Here is a 16,231-nt window from a genome sequence, read left to right as displayed (position 1 = left end):
TTCGCGTCAGTAGAGCTGCTCGCCGAGCCAGCTGTCCGGGCTGGTCACGAGGTCGGTCAGGTGCTCGGGATGCCGGCGGGCCCACTCCAGCGCCTCGTTCTGGGGGAGTGCGTGCGCCACGATCGAGCGGTTGCGCTCGGTCCGCGTGCGCCACTCCTCACGCCCGGTCCTCGGTTCGCCGAGCCTGCCGGGCACGTCCTGGCCGAGGAGCATGACGTCGTAGACGTAGTCCTGCGAGAAGTAGTCGTTCGCGTACCGCGACAACGCTCCACCGGGCGGGGGGACCTGCACCGCATCGGAGCTCAGGAGACCGCGCTCACGGAAGCGCTGCACGTGCGGCGCCGCGCCGGCCAGCTCGACGTCGGCCGCGCAGGCGCGCCAGAAGGGGGTGTCCATCCTCGTGTTGAACCGGTACTGCACGGCCAGCCACCCCCTCAGGCTGTCCCACATCGCGTTCGCCTGCGCGTTGAGGAGGTCCTTGTGGGCGTCCTCGGTGGGGCCGGGCAGGTGGTGGCCGAGGAGGTCGAGCTCGAAGAGCAGCATGTGGATCGCCGTGGACGCGAGCGGCTCGACGAACGCGTACGCGTTCCCGACCGCGACGACGTTCCCCTTCCAGAAGTGCTCGTGCCGGCCGGACCGGAACCGCAGCGACCAGGCGTCCGACATCCCGGGGTTCGCGGCGCGCATCTCCGCCTCGGCCTCGTCGGCGCTGCAGAAGGCGGACGAGAAGACGTACCCGCGGTGGTCCTCCTGCTCGAAGGCGATGTTCCAGCACCAGCCGTTGGCCATGGTCTCGGCGACCGTGAAGGGCTTGGTCACGCCGTCGTGAGGCACGTTGGCGACGACGGCAGCATCCGTGAACAGCGAGTCGGCGTAGCTGACGAAGGGGGACCCGAGCTTGCCCTCGAGCAGGACCGAGCGGAAACCGGAGCAGTCGACGTACAGGTCGAAGGCCAGCCGTTCGCCGTCCTCGGTGACCAGGCTCTCGACGGTGCCTCCGTCGGGGGACATCGTGGCGTCGGTGACGACGAGGTCGCGCCTCGTGACCCCGGCGCGGTCCGCCTCCTGCTGGAGGTACCGGACGAACCGTGGGTTGTCGAGGTGGTACGCGAAGGGAACCCGGCCGAGCAGGGACGTGCACTCGCCGTCATCGCGTTGCAGGACCGGCACCCGCCGGGCGTCCATGAGCATCGCGGCGAGGCAGTGTGCCGACAGGTTGCCGTCGTGGGCGTAGGCGTCGAGGAGGGCGCCGTACTGGAAGGGCCATGGGAACTCGCCCCCCGGACGGCCCCACTGGTAGAGCACCCCGAGCTTCCACACGGGGGAGACCCGCTCGTGGAAGTCGACGATGTCGAGTCCGAGGTCGGCCGGGCTGTGCAGGTACTCGGTGAGTCTCGGTGTCGTCGCCTCTCCGACACCGATGACCCCGACCCGGCTCGACTCGATGAGGGTCACGTCGATGTCGGGGAACCGTCGCCGGAACGTGAGCGCCGTGAGATAGCCGGCGGTGCCGCCACCCAGGATGCCGACCGTGCGGTATGCCGGGCCCTGCCGCGGCGTGGCCGTCGTCGGGCGCTCGGCGGATGCGCGGTCCAGCTCGAGCGCGACGTCGGCGAGCGCGGGCAGGCCGAAGCGCTCGGGCGCTGGTCTGCCCTCGATCGTGGATGCCGTGCCGCCGCACCTCGTGCAGTCGCTTCGGGGCAGGACGACGTGACGCACCGGCGCCCCGCCGCGCGGCAGGCGGGTGACGTGCGAGAACGAGCCGTCGGCCGCGGGCGAGGACAGGACGGCGTCCACGAGACGCGCCGCCTCTTCTCCGAGGCGCCGAGCCAGGTCCGAACCGTCGGGGAGGGCGGGGGTGTGCAGGAGCGGAAGCACCTCGTCGGGTGGGCCCAGGTCGGTCGCGCCGTCGAGGACCGCCGCGCGGCGCTCGCACTCGAAGCAGGCGCTCGCAGCCGGGACGTAGAGGGGGCCGACCGTGCCCCCGTCGGGCGCCCCGGAGACGAACAGCACGGGCGTTCCCGTGCGACGGGCCGCGTCCGCCACGTCGAGGTGCGCCCGGTAGGGCACTCCCGCGAGGGCACACACCGCGAGGTCCACCCCGTCGAGGAGCTCGTCGAGCGCCGCTGCGGACAACGGGTCCTCGTCCTTCTCTGGTGGCGCCGGCGAGGGCAGAAGCGGCATCCGGGCCCGCCGATCCGCCTGGAACGACGGGTCCTCGCAGCTGGCGAATTGTGCGCCCGCCCAGTGACTCACGTCGTGGGCGCTGCCGCGCAGCGACTCGAGGATGCCGTCCGCAAGCGGTCCGCGACCGAGCACCCCGACCGTGCCCGCACCGCCGCCGGCCGTGGTCGGGTCGTCGGCGAGGACGGTGCCCCTGAGACCGCCCAGGACCGCCTCGACGTGGGCCCGCGGGTACGGGCCCTCGATCCGGGCGATCACCTCCTCGCGGGTACGGACTCCGTCGACGGCCTCGACGACGGCCCGCAGCAGCTCGGGGTCCAGGCCCCGAGCCTCGACGGTCCGCTCCCCGTTGCGCAGGATGACGGATCCCGAGGCAGCGACCACGGCCTCGGCGCCGGGGGCGAGGCGGAGTGGCTGCGTGCTCACAGAGGGCCTCGTGGCAGGCCCGGATGACCCTCCGTCGTGACCCAGGTGCTGCTGGCCATGGCACCCCCCGATGAACGTGCACCGACTGCGTTCCCGGCACTGTAGCGCCGGTGCCAACACACGTCATCCCCAGCGAACCGGTCCTTGACCGCGTCTCCCGCGCGCTGGAAGATGTCCGGACCCGGCCCGTGGAAACGGGGCTCGTCTGGGAGGGGGAGTGGTGCGACGCTTGCGGTCCGACGTGCGCGTGGACGTCGGCTACGCCGACCGGACGGTGTTCGGCAGCCCGGTGGGTCGCCGTCCCGACGAGAACGTCCAGCGCGTCTACGCACCGGTGCTGGACCACGTCGAGCGGCACGGGTTCGAGGGCCTGGTCGAGGCGGGGCCGAGGCTGCTCGCCCAGGCGGTCGATTCGGCGGCCTTCGCCGAGGTCGCGGAGGTGGTGCAGCGGCACTGGCGCGTGCACGACAGCGTCCTCCACCCCGAGGTCGCGCTCGCTCCACCCAGCGAGCTGGCCCTCGTCCCGACGAGCGGCGAGGGCGGGCTGCAGGGCCGTTTCGACGTCGGTGACTGGCCACGGCTGCACGAGCTCGTGTCGGCGCTCGCCGGCGACGGCGTCGACCGCGCGCGAGTGACCGGCCCGACCGCCGGACTCGTCGCGGCGCTCGAGCAGGCCGGGATGCTCGAGGACGCCGACGTCGAGTCGGCCCCGCACCCGGACGTCACGGCATCCGACCTCACGTTCGTCGGGCACAACACCGTCGTCGTGCGGTCGCGGACGTCCGCCGTGGTCGTCGACCCCTGGTTCGCGGCGTCCGACCCCGCGGACCCGCCCGGGTACCGACCCCTGCGGCTGCGAGACGTCGGACGCGTCGACGCGGTCGCGATCACCCACTCGCACCCGGACCACTTCGTCCCGTCGACCCTCCTGCAGTTCCACCCCTCGACCCGCGTCATCGTCCCTCGCGTCGAACGGGAGACGATCATGACGGTCGGGATGGCCGAGCGGCTCCGCGAGCTCGGCTTCACCGACGTCGTGGAGCTGGACTGGTGGGAGTCGGTCCGGGTGGGTGACATCGACGTCGTGGCCCTGCCCTTCCACGGGGAGCAGGCGACGGACTCCGAGCAGCTGCACCCCGGCATCCGCAACCACGGCAACACCTACTTCGTCCGTACTCCCGACTTCTCGGCCGCCTTCCTCGCCGACTCGGGCCGTGACGGCAGCGGCGACGTGCGTGAGGTGGCTGCCCGGGCCCGTCAGGAGGTGGGCACGCCGGACGTCCTCTTCACCGGGTACCGCGGGTGGCTGACGTACCCGGTGCAGCTGCTCTTCACATCTGTCGCACGCTCCATCCTGCTCGTGCCGCGGCACCTGTGGGGCGTGCGCCAGCGCCTCATGACCACGGCCGACGAGGCCATCGACGTGGCCGAGACGTGGGGCGCGTCGACCGTGGTCCCGTACGCCGACGGCGGGGCTCCCTGGTACTGGCGGATCGGTCTCGGCCCCCGGCTCGACGAGCTGGTGCAGGAGGCCAACGGCTTCGACCCGCTCCCGGAGCGGGTCATCGTCGCCGCCCGCAACCGCACCGAGATGCCGTGCGGGCTGCTGGGCAGCCCGGTCCGTGTCGCGCTGCTGCGCCCCGGGGACTCGATCCGCCGGGTGTCGTCGGGGCGTGACGTCGTCCGGGTCCCGGGCCACGCGTGGCCGTTCCGGGAACAGGTTCCGACTGCCGAGCTGGCTGGGATGTTGGGGTGAGCACCATGGGTCCGACGGTGACGGAGGTGGCCGACCTCGCCACCATGCCGACCGTGCTGGGTGGTCTGTTCGTCGAGCAGGCGCACCACCCGCACGTTCGCATGCGAGAGCGCTCGCTGACGCGGTCCGACTGGCTGCCCGAACCGGACGGCATCCTCGTCGCGGAGCTCGCGGCCGACGAGCTGCCGGACCGTACCGGCGAGGTCGAGCAGCGGCTCCGGGACGACGGCATCGCGAAGGTGCGGCTCGACCGGCTGCTCACGAACGACGAGCTCGTCACCTTCGGCCGGCGCCTCGGCACGGTCATGGTCCACGAGACGAGTCCGAAGCTGCAGCACCAGGTCGACGACGGCCTGGTCTTCAACCTGCGGCGGGAGCGGACGGACGTCACCTCCGACTACGCGCTGGCGCTCATCAGCAGCAACGAGCTGACCCTCCACGCCGAGGTCTGCGTCCGGCCGGTCCAGCGACAACCGCGCTACATCGCCCTGCACTGCGTCGAGCCCTCGCCACCGGACACCGGCGGCCAAACCGTGTTCGTGCCCATGACCGCCGTGCACGACAGGCTGACGAGGACGCAGGCGGAGATGCTGCAGCACGCCCACTTCAGCCAGTTCCCCGAGAGCCCGCCGTTCCTGTCCTGGCGGGGTGGCCGTCCCGTCTTCTCCTTCCGCGACTTCGGTGACGACCTGCTCTGGTGGCGCTACGTCGGCCCGAGGGGATCGCTCACCGCCGGGGAGCTCAACGAGACCCTCGTCCGGCTCCTCGAGTCGATGTACGACCCCGACCTCATGACCGGGGTGTCGTGGCGACGCGCCGAGCTGCTCGTCTGGGACAACTGGCGGTTCTTCCACGGGCGGACCCGGATCCAGGAGACGGACACCGAGGCCCGGCACTTCAAGAACATCAAGATCAATTGACTGCCACCCGCTCCCACCGAGTGACGCCGTCGGGCTCGGGTGTGTCGGGCCCGCCCCGTTCCCCGGCTCCCACGGGTGGGGGCTACGTGCACGGGTCGAGGCGGTCCGTGCATCCCGCGCAGACCCTGGAACGGCTCGCTCCCCACCTCGAGCGGGTCGGGATCACCCGCGTCGCCAACATCACCGGCCTGGACCGCGTCGGCATCCCGGTCGCGGTCGCCGTGCGGCCCAACGCGCGCTCGCTGTCGGTCTCGCAGGGCAAGGGCCTGGACATCGACGCGGCCAAGGCCTCGGCTGTCGGGGAGTCCCTCGAAGCCCACCACGCCGAGTTCAACGACTGCCTGGTGCGGCTCGAGAGCTACGAGCACCTGCGCCGCACCCTTCCTTCGGTGGACCCCGAGCGGCTCCCGCTCTCCCGCACGACGACCTACACCCCGTGGCAGCCCATTCCCTGGACGCTCGGGCGGTCGCTGCCGGGCGGAGAGCCGGTGTGGGTGCCCTACGAGCTCGTGCACGCCAACGCCTGCCTGCCTCGTGTCCCGGGCAGTGGCTGCTTCGTGTGCAGCACGAACGGGCTCGCAGCCGGCAACACCATCGGGGAGGCGACGCTCCATGCGCTGTGCGAGGCCGTGGAGCGCGACGCGTGTGCCCTGTGGGAGCACCGTCCCTGGGACGAGCGACGCGCCACCGAGCTCGACCCGGCCACCGTGAGCGACCCCTCGTGCCGCGAGCTGCTGGACCGGTTCGACGCCGCGGACATCGACGTCCTCGTGTGGGACGTCACGAGCGACCTGCCGCTGCCGTGCTACCGGGTCATCGTCCTCGACCGGCAGGCCGACCCCCTCATCGCGCCGTACCCGGCCGCCTTCGGTGCCGGCTGCCACCCCGACCCCGGCGTCGCGCTCACCCGAGCCCTCACCGAGGCGGCCCAGAGCCGGCTCACGGTCATCTCGGGTGCCCGTGACGACCTGACCCGTGAGCGCTACCGGGCGTTCCAGTCGCCCCAGGCGATCCGTACGTACCGCGAGATGGCCCGCAGCTGGAGCGGGCGAGCGTCGTTCACCGAACCGGTTCTGCCGTCGGCGGGGTCGGTCGACGAGGACCTGTCCCTGTGCCTCGACGCGCTCGCGGACGCGGGGCTGGGCGAGGTCGTCGTCGTCGACCTCTCCCGCGACGACCTGCCGGTCTCGGTCGTCCGGGTCCTGGCCCTCGACCTCGAGGGGCCGGTGGAGTCGCCGTCCTACCGGCCGGGTCCCCGAGCGCTGGCACGGCAGCCGTGAGCACCCACGTCTTCCTCGGCCCCACGCTGAGCGCGGAGCGGGCGCGCGCGCACCTCGACGCCGAGTACCACCCGCCGGCGGAGCAGGGGGACGTGCTCCGCGCGATCGACCGTGGCGCGACCGCGATCGGCATCGTCGACGGCTTCTTCCAGTTCGTCCCCTCGATCTGGCACAAGGAGGTGCTCCTCGCCCTGGAACGTGGCGTGAGGGTCTACGGAGCGGCGAGCATGGGAGCGCTGCGCGCAGCCGAGCTGCACCCGTTCGGCATGGTCGGCGTTGGGCGAGTCTACGAGTGGTACGCCAGTGGGCTGATCGAGGACGACGACGAGGTGGCCGTGGCCCACGCCCCGGCGGAGTTCGGGTACCGGGCGATCTCCGACGCCATGGTCAACATCCGTGACGCCCTGGCCCGTGCCGTCGACGAGGCGGTCGTCCCGCCGTCGCTGGCCCAGCGGCTCGTCGATCGGGCGAAGTCCCTGCACTACCCGGACCGCTCGTTCGCGGACCTCCTGCGAGTTGCGCCGGAACTGGGGGCCGACCCGTCGCAGGTGCGGCGTCTCGAGAGCTTCCTCGCCCGGCAGGGGGCGTCCTTGAAGGAGCGGGATGCCCGGGCCATGCTCGACGCGATGGCCTCGGATGCCGCGGCGGCCGCCGCGGACGGTGCCGGCGCGGGGGCCGTCCACCCCCCACCGGGGTGGCGGGTGGAGCGCACGGTGTTCCTCGCGGACCTCCTCAGCGCCGTGGACGTCGAGGCCGGCGACGCCGAGCACCCCGTCGGGGAGACGAGCGACGTGGCCCGCAAGAAGACGTTGTTGCGGATCCTGGCCCGGCGCGAGGCCTCCCGAGCGGGGGTGGAGCTCGGCGCGGAGGACGTGCAGCGGGCGGCCGACGCCTTCCGGGCCGCCTTCCACCTCGACGACGAGGAGACGACCCTGGAGTGGCTGCGGACGGCCGGTCTGACGAGGGAGGCGTTCGCCGACCTGATGCGCGACGCCGCCCTCATCGAGGCGCTGCAGGAGCACCTCGCCGCAGAGGTCGACCTCGGGGCGGTGGAGCAGGCCCGACTCGCCACGGCGCGGCTGTGGGCGCGGTATGGCGTGTGAGCCCGCCGAGCACGACTTCGCCCCGGTGGCCCTGCTCCGGGCCGCCGCCTTCCCCATCGACAGGCTGGACGGCCTCGGCGACAGCGCGCTGGCGAGCCTGGCCCTGACGGCGGGGAACGGGCCGGTGAGCGGGGACCTCGTGGCTGCGTACGAGAGGGCGATGGAGCGTGAGCGCCGACTGCTGCGGGAGGTCACCGTCGGCGACGAGGCGTTCATGAAGGCCCTGGTCATCGCGAACCCGCAGCTGGCCCGGAGTGCGGCAGCCGTCCCGGGGCGACGGCGGAGGAAGGCAGCGGCCCGGGACCGTCGTCTGTACGGCGCCCTCTACCGTCACCTCTCCCGAGCAGTGGGCCGGACCGAACCGGCGGACCTCTGGGCAGGCGTGGCCCTGGCCGAGTGGGCGGGCGAGACCACGGTCCGGAGGCAGTCGAGCACCGTCCTCGTCCAGCCCGACCTGCGGCCCTTCCAGTTCGTGCTGCGCTCCCTCGCGGCCCGGCCGCCCTACCTGTGGTCCGAGCCGTGGCGGGCCAACGCCACGCTGACCCGCCAGGACGATGGGCGTTGGAGGTACTCGACGCGGCTCCGGGACGGTCGGGTCGTCGACCGGGCCGTCGAGCCGAACCCGGTGGTCGACGTCGTCGTTCCCCTCCTGCCGAGCCGCGGGGAGACGCTCGGTGACCTCGTGGACCGGTTGGCGGGGCGCCTGGGGGTGGACACCGCCGTGGTGAGGCCGCAGCTCGAGGCCTACGTCGAGGCGGGCGTGCTCGTCGGGGGCCTGGACCTGCCGACGCGCTTCGCGACCGCGTGGGAAGCGCTCGACCGGTGCGGTGAACGGCTCACCGGAGGGGACCAGCAGGCGTGGCGGGAGGCCGTCGGCGCGCTCCGTGGCTGCGCCGCCGAGATCGAGGGGGGGCTCACGCTCATGACGCCGCGCTCGGTCGCCGCGGTCGTCGACACCGCCGAGGGGGTCGTGCGGGATCTGGCGCGGCGCCTGGGGGTCACCATCGCGCCGCCCCGGGCCGTGCTTCGCTGCGATCTCGGTCTCGGCCTGCGCGTCACGTTGGGCCCGGACGTGCGGAAGCGGCTCGGTGCCGCCCTCGCCGACCACGAGGCCCCGGGCGGTCCGGCGGGGGCCGGTGCCGTGCTCCGCAGCCAGCTCGCAGCGGGGGTGCGATCGCAGGTCGGCGAGGCTCGGCCGCTGGCCGAGACGGCGCTGCGGTTCAGGTCCGTTCGAACCGGGGGTGGGCTGCCGCCGCCGCCCGGTGCTGCGGGGTCGGGCTCGGCGGGGTCGGGCTCGGCGGGCTCCGACCTGTCGCGCGCGCCGGTCGGCTGCCTCATGGTCGGCCTCGAGGAGTCGGGTGACGGGCCGTCGCCCCGGGTCCGGGGGGTGTTCGACGAGGTGGCCCCGCTCTACGGTCGGTTCGCGCCACTGTGGGGTGGCGACCGAGGTCGACCCGATCCCCTCTACCGGTGGCTGCGCCGGCAGCTCGACGGCCTGAGCGCGGCCTGCCACCTCCGCCTCATCGAGCTCGCCGGCCCCTGCGAGGTCAACCCCAACGCGCTGGCCGCGCCGGCGTTCGTGGACGACGTCGTCGAGCTGTGGGGCACGACCGAGGGTGCGGAAGGTCTGGCGGGGGCGCAGGTGGGCACCGACCCGGTGACCGGATCGCCCGTCGTCCGACTGCCGGGCCGGTCGGAGGACGTCGTGGTGTTCTCCTTCTCCTCCGCGGATCTGGCCCGTGATGACCGCGTCACCGAGCTGCTGCTGTCGACCTCCGGCCGCATTGCCCCGGCCGCCAGCTTCGAGGCCGGAGCGGCGGTGTCATCCCGGCACGAAGGCGTGCCGGCTCCGTCGTCGTCCGGCCACGCCCCAGCCACCGGTGCCGGCCCTCGCCCACGTCGAACCCTGCTCTCCGAGAGCGCAGTCGAAGAGCTCCGGGCAGCGACGGGTGTCCAGCAGTTCGTCCGTTGGCAGCGCCTCGCGGCGACGCACCGCTGGCCGGCGACCGTGCGAGTTCGTCTCGCGCCCGGTGAGCCTGCCCTGCTCGTGCGCACGATGAGCCCGCTGGCGGTGGAGGCCGTGCTGGGTCGGCTCTCCGACGCGGCGGACCGCGTGGTCGTCGAGGACGCGGACCGGCTGCCGTGGCTCGCCGATGACACGGGGGCCAGGTACGTGAGCGAGCTCGCCGTGCCGTTCAGCCGCTCCACCCACCTGTGGTCCGGGAGGGCGACGGTCGGGTCCGCGACGGGGGTGGGCGGAGGGCGATGACCTGGGTGCAGCTGAACATCGGGCTGTCACGTGCCGACGGGCCGGTGCTGGAGCAGGCGCGACGTGTCTTCGACGCCGTCGTGCCTCAGCTCGACGAGGCGCGGGCCCAGGGAGACCTCGGACGGTTCCACTTCATGCGCAAGCCCCCGGACATCCGCCTCAGGCTGGAAGGTCCGGCACCGCGCGAGCACGTCCTGCCCAAGGTGGAGGCGACCCTGCGACGGCTCCGGGAGGCCGGGTCGGTCACCGCCTTCGCCGCGGGCATCTACGAACCTGAGACCCGGCTGTTCGGTGGGACGCGGTCGATGTCGCTCGTCCACGACTACTTCGACGTCGACAGCCGCTCCTGGGTCGACCACGACCGGCTCGAGCGGCTGGGAGCGACCCGGCTGTCGGCCGACGACCTGACGGCTCGCGTCGTCAACGACCTCTTCGCCCGCACCCTCGACGACCGCGGCGAGGTGTGGGACACGTGGTGCAACGTGCGCCAGGTGGTCGGGGACCCCGTCGACGAGGGTCAGGCGAGCGGAGCGCAGCCGGTCGCGGGGAACTCGGCCGACGCCGCTGGTCGCGACCCGGACCCCGTCCCCGCTGGGGTGGCGCTCGGAGGACTCGTGGAGGAGCTCGACGACGGTGCCTCGGCCGGTGAGCAGGAGCTGCTGCGGCGCTACCGGACAGCGAACACGCGCCTCGCGACCGGGCTGCGGGGGCTCGCTCACCACGGCGAGCTGGAGTGCGGCCTGCGGGTGCTGCTGCCCTTCGTGGCGGTCTTCCACTTCCACCGCTTCGGGCTCGACCGACGCCGGCAAGCCGTGCAGGCGCAGGCCATGGCCCAGGCATGGGACCCCCGGCTCGGGATGCGCGGAGGCCCGTCGACCGGGCCGGGCCCGTGAGGGGCCGGAACGGTCCGTGAGGAGCCGGAACGGTCCGAACGGGACCGCTCCGGCCGGAGGCGGTGGTCGCCTTACGAGGTGCGGTCGGCTACCAGCAGCACATGACGGTCGGCGCCACCTTGAGCGACGCTCCCAGCTTCGCCTCACCGATGGGTGAGAACTCCAGGGGCGGCATGTCGCGCTCGATGAACACCGACTCGGTCACGGCCGGCGTGCGGGCCTTGACCTTCGCCCCTGCCTTGCCGAGGTCACGGCTCTTGGTGCCACGTTCACCCAGGTCCCGCTCCGCCCCCTCGAGCTCCTCGCCCGAGAGCTTGCAGGCCTCGAGTACTTCGCTGCGGATGAAGTACACGGATCCGTCGTCCAGCCGGAAGTGCAGGCCCCCGTGCTTCTCCATTTGAGCGTCGGTCATGTCGCCACTTCCCCTCCCTGAGTGATGTACGTCATAGCATGCTGGCACCGCACGGATGACGCGGTCAACCCCTGCGAAGGGGGTGGAACCTCTTGTCGCCGATCGGGTGGTGGACGTGACACGGCGCGAGTACCGTTCGCGTCCAGGCATCTTCCGACGTGCGGATGCCGTGAGGGTGCGGGCGGATCGAGGAGGCTGGTGGGGCGTGGCTGTCGTACTGAGGATTCCGGCACACCTACGGGTGTCCGCCGACGGGCTGGACCGCATCGAGCTGCAGGGCGGCACGCTCGGCGAGGTGCTCGGGCACCTCGGTGACAGGCACAGCGACCTTCGCGCACAGCTCGTCGATGACGTGGGCCGGCCCCGGCGGTGCCTTCGCCTGTACGTCAACGACGACGACGCCGCGACGGGGCACGGCCTCGACACCCCGGTGCGGGACGGCGACGAGATCACCGTGCTCCTCGCGCTCGCAGGGGGGTAGTCCATGGCCCACGACGCCCGCGGGACGCCGCTCGTGTCGCCCGCACCCGCGCTCACCCCCGGCGAGGTACACCGGTACTCCCGGCACCTGCTCATCCCGGATGTCGGCGTGGTCGGCCAGCGTCGGCTGCGCGCGGCGAAGGTGCTCGTCGTCGGCGCGGGCGGACTCGGCTCTCCCGCGGCGCTGTATCTCGCCGCGGCTGGTATCGGCACCATCGGGCTCCTCGACTTCGACGTCGTCGACGAGTCCAACCAGCAGCGTCAGGTCATCCACGGCGAGAAGGACGTCGGCCGCCCCAAGGTGGAGTCGGCGCGCGATGCCGTCGGCGAGGTCAACGCGGGCGTCGAGGTGGTCGTCCACCGAGAACGCCTCGACGCCTCCAATGCCCTCGACATCCTCGAGGCCTACGACCTGGTGGTCGACGGAACCGACAACTTCGCCACTCGCTACCTCATCAACGATGCGTGCGTCCTGCTGCACAAGCCCTACGTGTGGGCGTCGATCTTCCGCTTCGACGGTCAGCTGAGCGTGTTCTGGGCGGACCGAGGCCCGTGCTACCGGTGCCTGTACCCGGAGCCGCCGCCACCGGGCATGGTGCCGAGCTGCGCCGAGGGCGGGGTGCTCGGAGCGCTGTGCGGGGTCCTCGGATCCATGCAGGTGGTCGAGGCCGTCAAGCTCATCGTGGGTTTCGGGGAGCCCCTCATCGGTCGCCTCGTCGTCCATGACGCCCTGTCACCGTCGACCAGGGTCCTGCGCTTCGACAAGGATCCGCGCTGCGCCGCCTGCGGTCCGGAGCCGACGGTGACGAGCCTCCAGGACTACGAGGACTTCTGTGGAGTGCGCGCGCGACCCGTGCCGGCAGAGTCCACGATCTCCGCTCGTGAGCTCGCGGTCATGCTCGAGCGCCGCGAGGGTGGCGAGGGGGACTTCGTCCTCATCGACGTCCGGGAGCCCGCGGAGCGCGACATCGTCGCCGTCCCCGGTTCCGTCGCGTTGCCCATGGGTCGGTTCCGCACCGGGTCGGCGTTGGCCGACCTCCCACACGACCGCCCGGTCGTCCTGCTGTGCAAGTCCGGGGTGCGCTCGGCCGAGGCGCTCGCCCTCCTTCACGACGCCGGCCACCTGGGGGCGCGGCACGTCGAGGGCGGCGTGCTGGCGTGGGTCAGCGACGTCGACCCAAGCCTGCCGGCGTACTGACCGCCTGGACGTGACCGCGCGTCGTGCGCTGACACCCAGCGAGCAGGTACCCGGTGGAGGAGAGGAATCACGTAGGCGTCGGGTGCGCTCGACCCGGGTCGAGGTCCGGCCCGATCGCGGTCAGGTGCCTCGCCCCATCCCCGAGGGCCGGTGAGAAGCCGGCCCGCTGGTCGATGGTCCCGGTCCACCCGTGCTCGGTCACGAGGTACACATCTCCGTCGAAGGCGTTGGCGAGGTGGTTGCTGTACCGCCACGCGCTGAGCCAGAACAGCTCCTCCGGACCGGGGACGACGCGACCCGAGCGGCACACGACGGTGACGAGGACGAACTGCGGCGGCATCCAGCGGCCCTCACCCCAGGGACGATCGCCGACGAGTGCCTGGGCGTGGGTCCTCAGCAGGTCGGATGCATCGCCGCGACGCGGGCGGAGGCCGCGGCAGACGCGCACGACGTCGACCACCTCCTGGTCGGTGTGGTCGGCGGTCGGCAATGGCAGGTCTCGCGCAACGATCCCGGCCGTCATCCACAGGCCCCGTGCCTGTGGATGACGGCTGGGATGCCGGCAGCGGACCGGGCACGCTGGGTGTCCCGAGACCGGCGACCACAGGAGAGTGACGTGGGCTTCAGCACGAGGTACCTGGGCTTCCTCGAGATCACGCCCCACCTCAACCCGGCGGAGGTGGAGTGGTTGAGCGGCTTCGCCGACTGGGGTGGGCTTCCCGACGGTGACCCGTTGCGGCTGCCGATGAACCCTCGAGCCTCGGTGGCGAAAGCCTTCGAGGCGGGGGGTGGCGCCCTGAGCCCTCCCCGGAACATCCCCCGTGGGGTCCACGACTGGCGCGTCTGCGCGCACGGTGACCGCATTGCTTGGCGGGCCTCGGAGAAGTCGAACGACGCAGTGCAGACGCTGACCTTCCTCGTCGGGCACTACCTCGGCCCAGACGCCGTGGCGAGGCGCAGCGACAACCCTGACTTCGCGGAGTTCACCTTCGACCACCGCCTCGACGGCGTCATCGCGGGCGAGCGCGACGACACCGACGAGCTGTTCCTCCTGCGGGTGACCGACAGCAGGATCACCCAGGAGACCCTCGTCGCCGGGGTCCCGGCCTGGCTCATGCCCGAGGCGTTGGAGGACTGGTGAGCACGGCGCCCCATCGCGCGTGCGCGGCGGCCGTCATCCTCGAGCAGCTCGCGTTTCGACGACACCGGATCCTCGCCCACCCGAGATGCGCTGCAAGTGGCGGCGCTGCGGCTGGCGCCGCCCCGGACGCTGCCGGTCTGGCGGGTTGTCGGTGCCGACTCCTACGCTGGTCAAGGTCCGGCATCCGAACGCTCGGGAGGGGCCATGGAACCGGTGGTGACGGTTCGCGACCTGCGGATGCGCTACGGCGCCGCCGACGTCCTCACCGGGGTGGAGTTCGACGTCAGCGCGGGCGAGGTGGTCTGCCTCCTCGGCCCGAACGGTGCCGGGAAGACGACGACGATCGAGATCCTCGAGGGGTTCCGCATCCGGTCCGCCGGTGACGTGAGCGTGCTCGGCCAGGACCCCGCCCACGCCGACGAGGACTGGCGAGCCCGCACCGGCGTCGTGCTCCAGTCCTGGCGCGACCACCCGCGGTGGACGCCCCGGCGGCTGCTGACGCAGCTCGGCGGCTACTTCGCGCCCTACTCGACGCCCGAGCGCCAACGACCGCACGACATCGACCTCCTCCTCGAGACCGTGGGGCTCACGCAGCTGGCCGACCGCAAGATCGCTACGCTCTCGGGTGGCCAGCGGCGCCGGCTCGACGTCGCGGTCGGGATCGTCGGCCGGCCCGAGCTGCTCTTCCTCGACGAGCCGACGGCCGGCTTCGACCCCCAGGCGCGTCGTGAGTTCCACGACCTCGTGCGCGGGCTCGCCCGAGCCGAGGGCACGACGATCCTGCTGACGACCCACGACCTCGACGAGGCCGAGAAGCTCGCCGACCGGGTGCTCGTCCTCGCGGCCGGGCGGATCGTCGCCGACGACACGGTCGACGGCCTGTCCCGTCGGCTCGAGGGGGAGGCCCAGGTGAGGTGGACGGCATCCGGCGAACGCCACCACGAGTCGGTGCCCGACGCGACGGCCTTCGTCCGGCAGCTGCTCGACGAGCTCGGCGCCGACGTGCACGACCTCGAGGTGCGCCGGGCCAGCCTCGAGGACGCCTACCTCGCGCTCGTCCAGCAGCACGAGGCCGGCCACGGTGAAGCGGCGGCCCGGCTCTTCGCGGAGGTGACCCGATGACTGCGCCGGACCCCCATGGCCCCGGGAACGCCGCCAGCCCGCCGCCCGGGGCAGTCGGGGCGAGCCGGTCACCCGCGCACGCGTCGCGCAACGCCGTGCGGCTCGGGCTCGACCGCGGCTGGACCGAGTTCCTCCAGAGCGTCCGCAGCACCCAGGACCAGGGCTTCTACCTCTTCACCGGGGCGGCCACCGTCGGCTACCTGTACCTGCGGCGCGACACCGAGGTCGAGGGCACCGACCTCATGCTGCCCTCGGTGGCGCTGCCGAGCATCCTCGGCGCCTTCATCGCCTTCGGGGTGATCATCGGCCCGGCCTACGCGCTCGCGATGGAGAAGGAGGACGGCACGCTCCTGCGCCACAAGGCCGTGCCGCACGGCCTGCAGGGGTACTTCACCGGCCAGCTGCTGTTCCAGTCGCTGTCGCTCCTGCCCCAGATGCTCGTCATCCTCGTGCCGAGCTTCCTGCTCTTCGACGACCTCATGGCCGACCCCTCGGGGTGGCTCACGGTCGCGTGGGTGATCCCGCTCGGGCTGCTGGCGACCATGCCCATCGGGATGGTCATCGGAGCGCTCGTGCCGAGCACTCAGAAGGTCGGCACGTGGGGGATGCTCCCGGTGCTCGTGCTGGCCGGCATCTCGGGGATCTTCTACCCGGTCCAGGCCCTGTGGGGCTGGGTGCAGGTCGTGGCGCAGGTCTTCCCGATGTACTGGATCGCCCTGGGGATGCGGTCCGCGTTCCTGCCCGACGAGGCCGCGGCACTCGAGCTCGGTGGCAGCTGGCGGACCACCGAGACCGTCGTCGTGCTCGGGACGTGGGCCGTCGTGGGCGCGCTCGTGACCCCACGGGTGCTGCGCAGGATGGCGCGGCGGCAGACCGGCTCGCAGGTCGAGGCGGCCCGCGACGCCAGCCTGCAGTGGGTCCGGTGACTCCTCGACAGGGCGGGCGCTCTGGCGCCTAGAAGACGCCGGCGATGAGTGGGGTGGGGTGTGGATGACGGTGGGGGCCTGTCGGTGGACATGTGTACGGTTGTTGCATGGACCAGCCGGT

Annotated in this window: 14 protein-coding genes; 11 read left to right on the top strand and 3 right to left on the bottom strand. The window is 72.5% G+C overall.

Features of this window, described 5'->3' with window-relative positions:
- Positions 1–6 precede the first annotated feature (6 nt).
- Positions 7–2,610 carry a tryptophan 7-halogenase gene (locus ABD899_RS06915; protein WP_345203938.1) on the bottom strand — a complete coding sequence of 868 codons (2,604 nt, stop codon included), beginning with the start codon at positions 2,608–2,610 and terminating at the stop codon, positions 7–9.
- 220 nt (positions 2,611–2,830) lie between these two features.
- On the opposite strand from ABD899_RS06915, the gene ABD899_RS06910 reads away from it, so the two are divergent.
- From ABD899_RS06910 to ABD899_RS06885, 6 genes are all read left to right on the top strand, one after another.
- Positions 2,831–4,366, top strand: a complete 1,536-nt coding sequence (locus ABD899_RS06910; protein ID WP_345203935.1) for an MBL fold metallo-hydrolase — start codon at positions 2,831–2,833, stop codon at positions 4,364–4,366.
- A 5-nt stretch (positions 4,367–4,371) separates the two neighbouring features.
- On the top strand, positions 4,372–5,286 hold the full coding sequence (locus ABD899_RS06905; RefSeq protein ID WP_345204020.1) for a TauD/TfdA dioxygenase family protein: 915 nt from the start codon (positions 4,372–4,374) through the stop codon (positions 5,284–5,286).
- Positions 5,287–5,393: 107 nt separating this feature from the next.
- Entirely contained in the window at positions 5,394–6,566 is a 1,173-nt protein-coding gene (locus ABD899_RS06900) for a YcaO-like family protein (protein ID WP_345203932.1), read from the top strand.
- Positions 6,563–7,669, top strand: coding sequence for a TfuA-like protein (locus tag ABD899_RS06895; protein WP_345203930.1), 1,107 nt, complete (start codon positions 6,563–6,565; stop codon positions 7,667–7,669). Before ABD899_RS06900 ends, ABD899_RS06895 begins: the two co-directional genes overlap by 4 nt.
- Positions 7,659–9,938, top strand: coding sequence for a lantibiotic dehydratase (locus tag ABD899_RS06890; RefSeq protein ID WP_345203927.1), 2,280 nt, complete (start codon positions 7,659–7,661; stop codon positions 9,936–9,938). Before ABD899_RS06895 ends, ABD899_RS06890 begins: the two co-directional genes overlap by 11 nt.
- Complete coding sequence (locus ABD899_RS06885) at positions 9,935–10,831, top strand: thiopeptide-type bacteriocin biosynthesis protein (RefSeq protein WP_345203925.1); 897 nt, start codon at positions 9,935–9,937, stop codon at positions 10,829–10,831. Before ABD899_RS06890 ends, ABD899_RS06885 begins: the two co-directional genes overlap by 4 nt.
- Positions 10,832–10,919: 88 nt before the next feature.
- On the opposite strand, the gene ABD899_RS06880 is transcribed toward ABD899_RS06885, so the two are convergent.
- Positions 10,920–11,243 (bottom strand): hypothetical protein, encoded by a 324-nt coding sequence (locus ABD899_RS06880; protein WP_345203923.1) that lies wholly within the window; start codon positions 11,241–11,243, stop codon positions 10,920–10,922.
- A 205-nt stretch (positions 11,244–11,448) separates the two neighbouring features.
- Between ABD899_RS06880 and ABD899_RS06875 the strand changes: the two genes are divergently transcribed.
- Both ABD899_RS06875 and moeB read left to right on the top strand, forming a co-directional pair.
- Positions 11,449–11,724, top strand: a complete 276-nt coding sequence (locus ABD899_RS06875; protein WP_345203920.1) for a MoaD/ThiS family protein — start codon at positions 11,449–11,451, stop codon at positions 11,722–11,724.
- A 3-nt stretch (positions 11,725–11,727) separates the two neighbouring features.
- Positions 11,728–12,921, top strand: a complete 1,194-nt coding sequence (gene moeB / locus ABD899_RS06870) for a molybdopterin-synthase adenylyltransferase MoeB (protein WP_345203918.1) — start codon at positions 11,728–11,730, stop codon at positions 12,919–12,921.
- A gap of 67 nt (positions 12,922–12,988) precedes the next feature.
- Here moeB and ABD899_RS06865 read toward each other — a convergent pair whose 3' ends face one another.
- Positions 12,989–13,444, bottom strand: coding sequence for a hypothetical protein (locus tag ABD899_RS06865; protein ID WP_345203915.1), 456 nt, complete (start codon positions 13,442–13,444; stop codon positions 12,989–12,991).
- 93 nt (positions 13,445–13,537) lie between these two features.
- On the opposite strand from ABD899_RS06865, the gene ABD899_RS06860 reads away from it, so the two are divergent.
- The 3 genes from ABD899_RS06860 to ABD899_RS06850 all read left to right on the top strand — a co-directional run bounded on the left by ABD899_RS06860 (position 13,538) and on the right by ABD899_RS06850 (position 16,110).
- Positions 13,538–14,062, top strand: coding sequence for a hypothetical protein (locus tag ABD899_RS06860; RefSeq protein WP_345203913.1), 525 nt, complete (start codon positions 13,538–13,540; stop codon positions 14,060–14,062).
- A gap of 216 nt (positions 14,063–14,278) precedes the next feature.
- Positions 14,279–15,184: an ABC transporter ATP-binding protein gene (locus tag ABD899_RS06855; RefSeq protein WP_345203911.1), complete on the top strand. Its 906-nt coding sequence runs from the start codon at positions 14,279–14,281 to the stop codon at positions 15,182–15,184.
- The gene (locus tag ABD899_RS06850; RefSeq protein WP_345203908.1) at positions 15,181–16,110 is read left to right on the top strand and encodes an ABC transporter permease; all 930 of its coding nucleotides are present in this window, start codon (positions 15,181–15,183) and stop codon (positions 16,108–16,110) included. The genes ABD899_RS06855 and ABD899_RS06850 overlap by 4 nt, the downstream gene beginning before the upstream one ends.
- Positions 16,111–16,231 lie beyond the last annotated feature (121 nt).

This window comes from Fodinibacter luteus (genome assembly GCF_039541575.1).
GTDB classification, from domain to species: Bacteria; Actinomycetota; Actinomycetes; order Actinomycetales; family Dermatophilaceae; genus Fodinibacter; species Fodinibacter luteus.
The sequence above is the reverse complement of the archived record's forward strand: the minus strand, read 5'-3'. Positions and strand labels throughout refer to the sequence as shown.